Genomic DNA, 12,206 nt, shown 5'->3' with positions numbered 1-12,206 from the left:
CGGCCATATATGGCGGAATTGTCATGGCTGCGGATATTATTATGCAAATTTTTATTGTGTAATGGGTGTTTATGGCCGTCATGCCGCAGCAATAAGGCGCATCAGACGGCAATATTTTCCAGCTTTAATTTTACCATCAGCCAGTCTTCCCATGCAAAGCGTTTCTGCGCAGGGGTGCGCAGCAGATAATCAGGGTGCAGGCTGGGCATCAGGGCAATTTTTGTGCCGCTTGCAGTTTGGTAAGCGCGCCATTTGCCGCGCAATTTATAAATCGGCTCGCGCAAGCCCGTCAGTGCCTTGGTTGCAGGGTCGCCAAGCACCACTATGATTTGAGGGGCAACAAGTTCAATCTGCCGTTCAAGAAACGGGCGGCACAGCGCCTGTTCCAGCGGCGTGGCAGAGCGGTTGCCGGGCGGGCGCCAGGGCAGCATATTGGCAAGATAGGCTTTATCGCGTGACAAATTGATGGCCGCGAGAATTTGATTAAGCATATGCCCTGCTGCCCCGGAAAATGGCACGCCTTCCAGATCATCATCGCGCCCCGGTGTGTCGCCGATTATCATTAATTGCGCATCCGCCGCACCATCGGAAAAGCAGATATTCTTGGCAGTCATCTTCAGGCGGCAACCGTCAAATCCGGCCATGGCTTGCTGCAATTGATCAAGATTTGTTGCGGTCATGGCCAGTTGCCGTGCCTGTTCCAGCAAAATTTCCGGCGCAATAACAGCCTGTGCAGCAACGGCTTTTGTTTGGGGCGCCGGTTGTTTTGGCTCTCCGGATAAAGATGCATGATTGCCTTGCGGAGCTGCAATCTTGCCGGCCTGTAACTGATGCCGTATGTTTGCATCTGCACTTTTGGCTGCGTTTTTTTGTGCGGCCGTGTTAAGATTTGGTGCGGAATTCTGCGCTTCTGCAAAACGGTCAATCGCTGTATCTGCCAATGCGCAATCAACGCCTGCCTCCGCATAAAAGCGAATCAGGTCTTCCCAATTGGCAAAATGTGCAGTGTCTGACACGCGGGTTTTCCGGTTTTTAAGAGTGGCAAGGCTTGTTTTATATGTGAGGTCGCAAATTGGCGCGGCTTTGGCAAGGCTTTTCCGGAGGCTTTACGCCTTGCTTGTTCAAAAATGATTTACGTTGACGTTTACGTAAGTTTTATTGCATGGTGTTGATGAACAATCGCTAACCTGTATGCCGGTTTCGGACAATAGGACGCATATGCACTGTGTTACAACTCTGTATCAGAGTACACGTGATAAGCGCGGTTTCGGGATCAGGTGTACCGGTTTTATAGGTAACTGCGTTAAACCAAGGGACAGGGCGGTTTTGTAATAAGACTGTCCGGCTAAGTGGGAACAAGATGCTACGGAGGCATGCATGAGCGACGTACACGAACTCCCGGAACGTGAGAGCATGGAGTTCGACGTTGTGATCGTCGGCGCCGGTCCGGCCGGCCTTGCTGCGGCGATCCGCTTTAAACAAATTAATCCTGAATTATCTGTTGTGGTGCTGGAAAAGGGCGGCGAGGTTGGCGCGCATATTCTTTCCGGCGCGGTTGTTGATCCTGTGGGGATCGACAAGCTGCTGCCGGATTGGCGCAAGGAAAGCGACCATCCGTTCAAGACCCCTGTGACTGATGACCGGTTTTTGGTGCTGGGCCCTGCGGGGTCGGTGCGTTTGCCAAATTTTGCAATGCCGCCATTGATGAACAATCACGGCAATTACATTGTATCGCTTGGCAATGTTGCCCGCTGGCTTGCAGGCCATGCTGAAAATCTTGGTGTGGAAATTTATCCGGGCTTTGCTGCGGCTGAAGTGCTCTATAATGATTCCGGTGCGGTTATTGGTGTTGCAACCGGTGATATGGGCGTTGAACGCGATGGTAAGCCCGGGCCGAATTTTACCCGCGGCATGGAACTGCACGGCAAATATGTGTTGTTTGCAGAAGGTGCGCGCGGTTCGCTTTCCAAGCAGGTAATTGCAAAATACAAGCTGGATGAGGGGCGTGAACCTGCCAAATTCGGCATCGGGTTGAAGGAGCTTTGGCAGATTGATCCGGCCAAGAGCAAGCCCGGGCTGGTGCAGCACTCTTTCGGCTGGCCGCTGGATATGAAGACCGGTGGCGGTTCCTTCCTGTATCATCTGGAAGATAATCTGGTGGCCGTTGGTTTTGTGGTGCATCTCAACTACAAGAACCCGTATCTCTCACCATTTGAGGAATTCCAGCGTTTCAAGACACATCCGGCAATCCGCCCGACTTTTGAAGGGGCAAAACGCATCTCTTACGGTGCGCGCGCCATTACAGAGGGCGGCTGGCAATCGGTACCGAAGCTGAGTTTCCCCGGCGGGGCGCTGATTGGCTGTGCGGCCGGATTTGTGAATGTGCCGCGCATTAAGGGCTCACATAATGCTGTATTATCGGGGATTTTTGCAGCTGATAAAATTGCGGCCGCCATTGCGGCCGGCCGCAATAATGACGAAGTGGTTGAGATTGAAAATGAATGGCGCTCTACCGCTATCGGCAAGGATCTCAAGCGGGTGCGCAATGTCAAACCGCTATGGTCGAAATTTGGCACATTGATCGGCGTGGCTCTTGGCGGGCTGGATATGTGGACAAACCAGTTGTTCGGTTTCTCGTTCTTCGGCACTTTGAAACATGGCAAAACAGATGCGGCATCGCTGGAGCCGGCGGCCAAACATAAGCCGATCAGCTATCCGAAACCGGATGGTGTGGTGACTTTTGATCGTCTGTCCTCGGTCTTTTTATCCAATACCAATCATGAGGAAGATCAGCCGGTGCATTTGCAGGTGAAAAACCTGGAGCTGCAGTTGAAATCCGAGCATGATGTATTTGCAGGGCCTTCAACACGTTATTGCCCGGCAGGGGTTTATGAATGGGTTGAGAAGGACGGCAAGGAAACTTATGTCATCAATGCGCAGAACTGTGTGCATTGTAAAACCTGCGACATCAAAGACCCGAACCAGAATATCAACTGGGTTACGCCACAAGGCGGCGAAGGACCGGTTTACGCAAATATGTAATATTTGTGGTAGCAAACCGTGTCCGTCTCGACCGCCGTTACCAGAGAACTCCGGCGAAGGACCGGTTTACGCAAATATGTAATATTTGTGTAACGGATTGATCCGGAGATAAACAGCATCAAAAAAAGGCGCCTGAGAGGGCGCCTTTTGGGTTAAACCAGCTGTGCATCAGCTTGCCGGTTCTCTTTTGTCGAGCCGGAGACAGGGGCGGGTACAGAAAATTCCAACAAAACAGGCAGGTGATCCGAGCCGGAAGGCATGTCTGTTTTTACGCTGCGGGGAGTGACTGTTTCATTGATCAGAATCTGGTCAATAGGCAGGCCAATCCATTTTTTCAAAGCGTCGGGCAGTGCTTCTGTCAGCCATGTTGCGCCAATAGCGGGCAGGTGGCGGGTTTCACTTATTTTTTCAATTTTGCGTAATGCATAGCTCCACGGGGTGGCATTGAAATCACCGGCAATAATAACCGGAATACCGTGGGCATCAGCCATTGGCTCCAGCGCGGGGCGAAGAATTTCAAATTGTTTTGCCTGTTTATAAGGCCATGGCCAGGATTGATGCAGCGATGATATCAACACATTGGTGCCGCCGAGATTGACAAGGGCTGTTGCCAGCACGCCATCTCCGGTGCAGACGGGGCTGCCAAACTCGGAAAATGGACGGCGGGAGAGAATGCCCACACCCCAGCGGTAAGGCAGCGTGCCGCATTGATGGTGGTAGGGATAATTGCCTTCCAGTGTTTTCAGCCATGGCTGCCATTGTTCAGAGCCTTCCTGATAGGTGATAATATCCGGCTTGTTGCGGGCAATCGCCTGTAAAATCCCCTTCGGATCAGGATTATCCTGTTGCAGGTTGATTTGCATCAGCCTGTAGGTGACGCTGTCTGTTTCAGCGGGTGCAGGGTTGGAAAAATGGATGGTGGTTGCCAGAGCGCCAAAACCCAGCAATGTCACCATAGCTGCTTCGCGGCGCAGATGTGTGAATAACAGCATGATACCGCCGGCAGCCATGAGCACTGCAATATGGGCGCGAAAATGTGCAAAACTGTCCAAGGCAGGATGCAGGCGGCCAAAAAAGCCCAGAACCAGTGGCACAGAGAGCGCCACAAGCATAATTAACAGGGCAAAGGGCAGAGGGGAGGCGTGTTTGGCTGAAAAGTTTGTTTTTTCGCAGGACATGGAAACCGCATGGCAGAAAAAGGGGCAATTCATGCTCTGATGGCTGTGAAAAACAGCTTTATCATGGCAGGCCGCCCTGTAAAAACAGGGCGGTTGTGCCAAAGCATAGCCTATTGAAATGCAGTTTCATAGAAGCTGCGCAATTTGCGTGAATGCAGCCTGTCCTGCGGCATGGCAGCAATTTTCTCCATGGCGCGGATGCCGATTTGCAAATGCTGGGCCACCTGTTTCTTGTAAAAATCCGTGGCCATGCCCGGCAGTTTCAATTCACCATGCAGCGGCTTGTCAGATACGCAGAGCAAGGTGCCATAAGGCACGCGGAAGCGAAAACCATTGGCGGCAATGGTGGCCGATTCCATATCCAGCCCCACAGCGCGCGATTGCGATAACCGTTGCACAGGGCCGCGCTGATCGCGCAACTCCCAGTTGCGATTATCAATTGTTGCAACTGTGCCGGTGCGCATAATGCGCCTGAGAGCATGGCCTTGCAGGCCGGTGATTTCCTCAACTGCTTCTTCCAAAGCAATCTGAATTTCTGCAAGAGCGGGAATTGGCACCCAGATTGGCAGGTCATCATCCAGCACATGGTCTTCCCGCACATAGGCATGAGCCAGCACATAATCACCAAGCTGCTGGCTGTTGCGCAGGCCTGCACAATGGCCAAGCATCAGCCATGCATGGGGGCGCAGCACTGCAATATGATCTGTAATGGTTTTGGCGTTGGAGGGGCCGACACCAATATTGACCATAGTAATGCCTGAACCATCAGGCTTGACCAGATGATAAGCGGGCATTTGCGGCAGGCGTGCCGGCTCTGTGCCTTGTGAAGGTGTGCTGTTACCGGCAAAAGTGACAAGATTGCCAGGCTCGACAAAGCGGGTGAAGCCGCCGCCGCCTTCAGCCATCAGCTTGCGCGCATAGGCGCAGAACTCATCCATATAGAATTGGTAATTGGTAAAGAGCACATAATTCTGGAAATGCATCGGGCTGGTAGCCGTATAATGCGAAAGGCGCTGCAGGGAATAATCCACGCGCTGGCCGGTAAATGGCGCCAGCGGCATAACATCCAGCGTTTGAAACTCCGCATCGCCATTGACAATACTGTCATCGGTATTGGAGAGATCCGGCACGTCAAACATATCGCGCAGCGGATATTTAAAAGCCTCTGATACGGCCGCTTCCACATGCGTGCCTTCTAAAAAGGCAAAATGCAGCGGAATTGGCGTGGTTGATTGCTGCACAATCACCGGCACCTCGTGATTTTTAATCAAAAGCCGGATTTGCTCGATCAGGTAAGTGTCGAACAGGTCAGGGCGCGTCAATGTGGTTGCATAGCCGCCGGGCAGGCTGACATGGCCATAGGCAAGGCGCGTATCAACATGGGCAAAACTGGCAATGGAAAGGCGCAGCTCCGGATAAAAGGCGCGAAAACGCTGGGGGGCAATTTCCCCCTTGGCGATTTTATGAAAAGCATCACGGAGAAAAGCGGTATTCCGGTCGTAGATTGCACGCAATGCGTCAACCGCAGCGCGGGCATCAGTAAATGATTCCGGAGCCGGTGGCTCGGGCGAGACAATGCCTGTTGCAATGGGGCCTGTTGCGATAGAGCCTGTTGAAATAGGATCGGCAACAGACTGGCCGGTAAATGGGTCGATTCTTTTGCTCATGCGCCATTATAACCGGATTTCTTACAGTTTATATGGCAGGTTTAAGGGGATAGTGTGCCGATTACCGCTTTGGTTAATTTCTTTTTCTTGCCGGCTCTGCCTGTTTGCTGCCTGCTGTGGCCGGCCTGTTTACTGCTTATGATAAGCACAATTTTCAGAAAGACGACTTTTCAATAAGGCTATTTTTGCAACGCCACAACCAGAACCAGACCTGCAGGGCTGATCTTGCCGCCGGTATTGGCAGCAATGCCGGTAAAAGCGGCGACAGGTGCTACAAAAATAAGGCTGAACACGGTAATTCTGATGGCGAGCATCAAACTTTCCGCCAGCAGTGCAGGGCGCAGAAAAGCCGGCATTTAGCGCTCCTGTGTCTGTTGTGGATGTAACACTGGCGAGGGCTTGTTGTGCTTCAGCACGATATGGGAAGACGGTGATATATGGAGATGTTTATAGGCGCTGTGCCGGTATGTTTCATTCATCACGCTTGCGCCGAGAAAGCCGCTGCCAAGAAGAAACAGGCTGATAATGGTGAAACCGCGATAAAGCATGAATGCCCCCTGTTGCCTTGTGATGCTGATCTTATTGTGCATCAGGATAAATCAGCGGGCGTGAACCAATGCTGAGGTGGGCATTCATCGGGCGTTTAATATTGTAAACCTGTATTCATTATATGTTTTTGGTAAAAATCAGAAATTTTCCTTGGTGGGAATTGCTATTTATATAGTCATCACTATATTAATAGCTATCGCAGGCAATTGGTATTGCAGGGGCATAAGTGCGCCTCGGATTGGTCGCTCATATTGAGTGCTGTATTTTGCCTTAAAGAGGAAGAGAGAACGGAGACAGAGAGCAATGACTGATAAAGCCAAAACACAGACCAGGCCGGTGGAGCTCTATTACTGGCCAACGCCAAATGGTTGGAAAATCAGCATAATGCTGGAAGAATTGGGCATTCCTTATGAGGTGAAATATATCAATATCGGTAAGGGCGAACAGTTTGAGCCATCTTTTTTGAAAATCGCCCCCAATAATCGTATGCCTGCCATTATAGATCCGGAAGGCCCGGACGGTCAGCCTATCTCGGTTTTTGAATCGGGTGCTATTCTGCAATATCTGGGGCGCAAATTCGGCAAATTTTATCCCGATGATGAGCGCCGGCGTGTTGCTGTTGATGAATGGCTGATGTGGCAGATGGGTGGTCTGGGGCCGATGTCCGGCCAGGCAGGGCATTTCCGTATTTATGCACCGGAAAAGGTGGAATATGGCATTAACCGCTATACCAATGAGGTAAACCGTCTTTATGGCGTGCTGGATCGCCGTCTGGAGGGGCGCGATTATATTGCAGGCGATTATTCAATTGCCGATATTGCCTGTGTTGGCTGGATAAGCATTTATAAGAATTTTGATCAGAAACTGGAAGATTTTCCGAATTTGAAGCGTTGGTATGAAACGGTCTCAGCGAGACCTGCTGTGCAGCGTGGCCTGGAACTGGGCAAAGCTGAGCGCGAAAAGAGCAATCTTGCCACCGATAAAGACGCGCAAAGCGTATTGTTTAATCAAAAAGCACGTTAATCATCATCAGTCACCATTGTGACAGACAGGTGATGTGTAAAGACATTTTATCGCAAAAACATAACATTGCGTGGCACCTGTACCACGCAATGTTTTTGTTTTACTGGCGTGTCAGCTTTTCTGTCTTACAAATCAGGCCGCCGGCAACACAGCCTGCCAGCGATAATGTGTTGCCGCTGACGCTGGCTTTGCCGGAATAGGTTTTTCCTTCATCAAGCTTGTTAACGCTACCCTTGTAGCTGCCGCCCTTGCCGGTCATCTTGCCGATGGATTTGCCCTTATATTCACCATTCATCACAGTGCCGCAATAATTGTCTCCGCCGCAATTTTTATACTCAATCACTGTGCCGGATGCCCGCTTCCAGGTGCCGATAATCGGCTCAGCCGCCAAAGCAGGGCCAAAAGACACAGACAGGGCGAGCATTGCAAATAAGCTTTTTTTCATCAGTTCCTCCCAAAGATGCGCAAGCTTCATATTACAGGTGTTTACGCTCACGTAAACGTAATCCAAACTTGCGGGAATGAAAAGAGCCGATTTTAAGACGTGAAAACCCTGGCAAGACCGTTTTTGTTTCGGCTTTTAAAACGCCGCTAGCTTGTGGCCAGATATCGGCCGGGCTTGTGGTTGATGGCAATAATAATATTCATCACCACGGCGCCGATAAGTGAAATGGCAACCTGTTGCGCAGACAGGTAAAATACCGAAAGCGCCATAAGCACAATATCCAGCACAAGCTGGAACCAGCCGGCGCGTATATTATAATTATCCTGTAAATAGAGTGCGAGAATATTGATGCCGCCCACACCTGCGCGGTGCCGGAACAGGGCGAGCACGCCCATACCCATAAGAGTTCCGCCCATAAGTGCCGCAAAAACGGGCTGTAAACTGGAAAAATCAATCCACAGCGGAAAGAGCTTGGTGAAAACAGACATCAGCGCCACCGCCACAAATGTGCGGATGGTAAAGCGCCAGCCCATGCGCTTAACGGCAAGATAATAAAATGGCAGATTGATGATAAAAAATGTCACGGCAAATTGCCATGATGTGGCATAATGCAAAAGCAAGGCCACGCCGGCAGTGCTGCCGGTCATAAGATTGGCCTGTGCATAGAGCGTGAGGCCAAGGCTGACAAAGCTGGTGCCGATCAGCATGGCGACAACATCTTCATAAAAACGGTGGCGCTCGGGAGCGGAAATAACCGGTAGCGCGGATAGTGCATCGGATGTGGCGACATCTGCCATTTGGAAACCCTGAAATCAATGCCGGCATTATGATTGCGCCGGATATGGGGATGATAAAATACACTGAAAATCGCAACAGTCTTGCAAGGCTTGTTGGTGGTCTCTGTTTAGAGCAAAATTTGCGTAAAATCAGCGGTGAGAAAATTGTTATTTTAAGGGCTTATATAATTGGAATCTGTATTGCCCGGGCATTATTTATTGCAATAATTGCGCATTCATCACCGGTTCTTTGTTGGGATTTTGGCAAAATTCTGGCAAAATACTATGTATAAACAAGCCTCATATGGAATTTATATAGAATATTGTCATAAATTTAAGCATGTCAAAAGCTTATAAAAATGCTATTTTCCATGCAAACAATATAGCAGGATGTATTATTGCTTCACGCTGCGTCAAAAGCTTTCAGAATTTGTGAGAGGGTTTTGATAGCGGAATATTATAGGTTACGGACGAAAATGTGCTTCAGGCACAAACTGCTTCAGGCACAGTGTTTTATATTTATTGAGGAGAACAGTGATGAAGATTCAAACGCTCAGCCGGCTGACCGGCGCAGCATTGCTGACAGGCATGGCCGTCTTTGTCATGTCTTCGCCGGCAAGCGCACTCACTATGGCTGAATGCAGTGCAAAATATCAGGCCGCTAAAGAGGCCGGCACTCTCGGCACCATGAAGTGGAATGATTTCCGCAAGGCACAGTGCGGCTCTGATGCCGCTGCCGCACCGGCGGCTGCGCCGGCAAAGCCAGCCAAACAGGCCAAACAGGTAAAATCCGCACCGGCTGATGCCGCCAAAGGGCTGACAATGCAGCAATGTTCGGCAAAATATAAAGCCGCGCAGGAATCCGGCCTTGCTGCCGGCCTGAAGTGGAATGCATTCCGCAAGGCTGAATGTGGCCCTGGTGCGCATCCGGAAATGGTTGGTTCGGTTTCGTCCAAGGAGCCGCCGGCACCAACGATTGCCGCACCAAGCGGCGTAAAATTCCCGACTGCGGTTTCTGCAAAATATGCCAATGAGACCGAAGGCAAGCAGCGCATGAAAACCTGCCTTGACCAGTATTATGCCAATAAAAGTGCCAATACGTTGAATGGTTTGCGCTGGATCCAGAAGGGCGGCGGTTATTACAGCCTTTGCAATGCCCGTCTCAAAGGTAATTCCTGATTTCTGTTGAATGTGATTGTGCCTTGATAAGGCAAGGGGCACGGGCAGGGTGATTTCGCTCTGCCCGTGCTTCTGTCTCCTGCATATGGCTCTTTTCAGATCTTCAGGATAGTTTTGATAAAAACACCCGCCGCAAATATGCGGCGGGTGTTTTATTTATTGCAGCCATTATCAAAAACGGCCTTGATGATTTGCTTATAATTTATGCCTTTTTGGCCGGTTTGGCCTTGGGTTTTGCTGCGGGTTTGGTTTTGGCTTTTGCGGCAGATTTTTTGGCCGTTGAGGAGGCTGCTGCCTTTGAGGTTGCCGCCGGTTTGGTGCCGGCCGGTTTTGTCATAAGTTTTTTTGCCTGTGCGCTCCAGTTTTCACGTTCCGCACGTCCGGCAAAACCGATTGCGCGGTTGAGCCATGCGGTTTGCTCAGGGTTTAAATCTGCAAGCTGGTCATAATGGAAAATTCCGGCTTTATAGAGCTTTTCCTGAATTGCCTTGCCTATTCCGCCAATCTGCGTCAGATCATCGGCAATACCTCGTCTTGGTTTTTTAAGCAGCTCCGGTTCATGGCTGGGCGCAGGTTCTTTTTCTTTGGCAGGAATATCCGCTCCCCCCGCTTCTGAATTTTTGCTGGTCGCCGCCTTGCCATAGGCAGGGCCCACAGGCTCGGCGGCAGGGGTGGATTTGATTGCCGGCGCTCTGCTTTCAGCCTTGGTTGCGACCAAAGTTGCGGCGGGCGTTGCGGGCAGACCGGAGGCGGGAGACAAAGCAGAGGCAGGCGCATGATGATGTGCCGCTTCTGCAGGCTTTGGCTGTGGCGCAGGCTTATTTGCCTGTGCTGCGGATTTATCTTCTGCCTCATTACGGGCGGCAGGCGATGCCGGGCTAATAGCCGGAGAAATGGTTTTTGCTGCCGGTTCTTTGGCTGATTGATTGTTGAATTTTGAATAAATCAGCCCGAGGAGAAATATGATAACACCGATCAGGGCGATCCAGAGCAGAAAATCCATTCATTTCTCCTTATAATATATGCAGAATATTATGTGCAGATCAGCCGTCAGAATAAAGCCGCATACCCTGCTGCCTGCACAATTTGCAATAAAACGCTGCCCTGTTTTACGACAGGGGCGGGCATATGTGTCCTGAGAAATATAACAGATAGAGTAAAACTGCAAAATCCCGGCTTTTATAAAGCGTGGGGATAAGGTGGCAGTGATATAATTTTTAAAATTGCACAAACCAAAAAACCGGCAGACAGGCTGCCGGTTCTTCTGTAACCTTGCGGTTAAATTCAGGCGTTTTGCTTAGAAAGAACGCTGGAAGCGGATCATACCACCCCAAGCATCTTTACCGGCAACGTCAGCAGCATATTTGTCGGTGTTTTTCCACTTGGTGTAGGAAACTTCCGGAGTAATGGTGAAGCCAGGAACCAGCTTGTAAGCTACGTTAGCTGTATAAGCCTGTTTGCCCCAGTCTTCGTAAGCAGCCTGTACGTTGAAGGTAGCCTTTTCGGTTGCCTTGAACTTGGCGCCGCCCCAGACAGCCCAATCGCCGCCCCAGTTGCCGTAGGTGCCAACAGCTTCTTCATAAGAAGCATAGCCGCCCTGTACCCATACGGAGAACTGGTCAGTTACGTTTACATCGAGGCGAACCTTACCGGCCCATTCTTCGATTTCAGAGTCGTAAGCTGCAACACCGGCGATCGAACCCCAGGCCTGTTCAAACTTCAGACCACCAACAACATGTGGCATGTAGTTGTTGATCACGCCGTCATATGGCTTGTCGTTTTTGCCGAGAGCTTCACCCTTCCAGCTGAAAGCATCGACTTTTTCACCCTGTTCAGCAGAGATGATAGCCGAGAAACCGTTGCCGGCAGAGAAAGTGTAGCTGATCAGGTTGGTGTCGTAGTTACCTGGAGAAACAACGTCATCATTCATGACATCGCCGAGGTAGCCGGTGAAGGTGTGGAATGCAGATTCATCTTTACCGATGCGCAGACCACCCAGTTCAATATAAGCATATTTCAGCTTGGTGTAAGAACCGTCTTCTTTACCGAAGGCGCCGTTTTTAAATTCAAAACGGTTTTCAGTGAAGGTTTTCAGAGTACCGAGTTCGGTTTCAGAAGCGGTGTGAGTGCGCAGGGTGAAGCGGGCGTTCTTTTCCCAGGTCTTGCGATCCTTGCCGGAATAGACATCGTCACCGCCTTTTGCGTCGTAACGAACGTAACCGGAGATGCGCAGGCAGGTTTCAGTGCCAGGAATATAGAAGTAACCAGCGCCGTAAGCATCGCAAACGCGTACATATTCAACAGCTTCTGGTTCTGGTGCAACGATGGCATCGGCAGCCTGAGCGCC

13 protein-coding genes are annotated in these 12,206 nt (G+C 50.6%); 4 read left to right on the top strand and 9 right to left on the bottom strand.

The features are described 5' to 3' along the window. Window positions 1-101 precede the first annotated feature (101 nt). Window positions 102-1,016, bottom strand: coding sequence for a uracil-DNA glycosylase (locus ACSTTO_RS11185; protein ID WP_439273298.1), 915 nt, complete (start codon window positions 1,014-1,016; stop codon window positions 102-104). 361 nt (window positions 1,017-1,377) lie between these two features. Between ACSTTO_RS11185 and ACSTTO_RS11180 the strand changes: the two genes are divergently transcribed. Continuing rightward, complete coding sequence (locus tag ACSTTO_RS11180) at window positions 1,378-3,042, top strand: electron transfer flavoprotein-ubiquinone oxidoreductase (RefSeq protein WP_439273297.1); 1,665 nt, start codon at window positions 1,378-1,380, stop codon at window positions 3,040-3,042. 152 nt (window positions 3,043-3,194) lie between these two features. On the opposite strand, the gene ACSTTO_RS11175 is transcribed toward ACSTTO_RS11180, so the two are convergent. From ACSTTO_RS11175 to ACSTTO_RS11160, 4 genes are all read right to left on the bottom strand, one after another. Continuing rightward, on the bottom strand, window positions 3,195-4,220 hold the full coding sequence (locus ACSTTO_RS11175) for an endonuclease/exonuclease/phosphatase family protein (RefSeq protein WP_439273296.1): 1,026 nt from the start codon (window positions 4,218-4,220) through the stop codon (window positions 3,195-3,197). A gap of 110 nt (window positions 4,221-4,330) precedes the next feature. Further along, window positions 4,331-5,887, bottom strand: coding sequence for an AMP nucleosidase (locus ACSTTO_RS11170; protein ID WP_439273295.1), 1,557 nt, complete (start codon window positions 5,885-5,887; stop codon window positions 4,331-4,333). A gap of 179 nt (window positions 5,888-6,066) precedes the next feature. Next, window positions 6,067-6,243, bottom strand: a complete 177-nt coding sequence (locus ACSTTO_RS11165; protein ID WP_439273294.1) for a hypothetical protein — start codon at window positions 6,241-6,243, stop codon at window positions 6,067-6,069. Further along, window positions 6,244-6,435, bottom strand: a complete 192-nt coding sequence (locus ACSTTO_RS11160; protein WP_439273293.1) for a hypothetical protein — start codon at window positions 6,433-6,435, stop codon at window positions 6,244-6,246. Between the two features lie 304 nt (window positions 6,436-6,739). On the opposite strand from ACSTTO_RS11160, the gene ACSTTO_RS11155 reads away from it, so the two are divergent. After that, window positions 6,740-7,459, top strand: coding sequence for a glutathione S-transferase family protein (locus ACSTTO_RS11155; RefSeq protein ID WP_439273292.1), 720 nt, complete (start codon window positions 6,740-6,742; stop codon window positions 7,457-7,459). A 100-nt stretch (window positions 7,460-7,559) separates the two neighbouring features. Here the strand turns inward: ACSTTO_RS11155 and ACSTTO_RS11150 are convergent, their stop codons facing one another. Both ACSTTO_RS11150 and ACSTTO_RS11145 read right to left on the bottom strand, forming a co-directional pair. Continuing rightward, entirely contained in the window at window positions 7,560-7,904 is a 345-nt protein-coding gene (locus ACSTTO_RS11150; RefSeq protein WP_439273291.1) for a DUF2147 domain-containing protein, read from the bottom strand. A gap of 146 nt (window positions 7,905-8,050) precedes the next feature. After that, window positions 8,051-8,701 carry a YitT family protein gene (locus ACSTTO_RS11145; RefSeq protein ID WP_439273290.1) on the bottom strand — a complete coding sequence of 217 codons (651 nt, stop codon included), beginning with the start codon at window positions 8,699-8,701 and terminating at the stop codon, window positions 8,051-8,053. Here ACSTTO_RS11145 and ACSTTO_RS11140 point away from each other — a divergent pair. Together ACSTTO_RS11140 and ACSTTO_RS11135 are read left to right on the top strand one after the other, a co-directional pair. Next, window positions 8,683-8,973 carry a hypothetical protein gene (locus ACSTTO_RS11140; protein ID WP_439273289.1) on the top strand — a complete coding sequence of 97 codons (291 nt, stop codon included), beginning with the start codon at window positions 8,683-8,685 and terminating at the stop codon, window positions 8,971-8,973. The two genes, ACSTTO_RS11145 and ACSTTO_RS11140, sit on opposite strands and share 19 nt — an antisense overlap. 244 nt (window positions 8,974-9,217) lie before the next feature. Then, a complete protein-coding gene (locus ACSTTO_RS11135) occupies window positions 9,218-9,859 on the top strand; it encodes an antifreeze protein (protein ID WP_439273288.1) in 642 nt (213 codons plus the stop codon). Window positions 9,860-10,061: 202 nt separating this feature from the next. Here the strand turns inward: ACSTTO_RS11135 and ACSTTO_RS11130 are convergent, their stop codons facing one another. Continuing rightward, window positions 10,062-10,862: a helix-hairpin-helix domain-containing protein gene (locus ACSTTO_RS11130; protein ID WP_439273287.1), complete on the bottom strand. Its 801-nt coding sequence runs from the start codon at window positions 10,860-10,862 to the stop codon at window positions 10,062-10,064. Between the two features lie 294 nt (window positions 10,863-11,156). Continuing rightward, the coding region (locus tag ACSTTO_RS11125) for a porin (protein WP_439273286.1) at window positions 11,157-12,206 on the bottom strand (1,050 nt) is incomplete at its 5' end.

Source organism: Pseudochrobactrum albidum (assembly GCF_051851455.1).
In the GTDB taxonomy this organism is placed as follows: domain Bacteria; phylum Pseudomonadota; class Alphaproteobacteria; order Rhizobiales; family Rhizobiaceae; genus Pseudochrobactrum.
The sequence above is the reverse complement of the archived record's forward strand: the minus strand, read 5'-3'. Positions and strand labels throughout refer to the sequence as shown.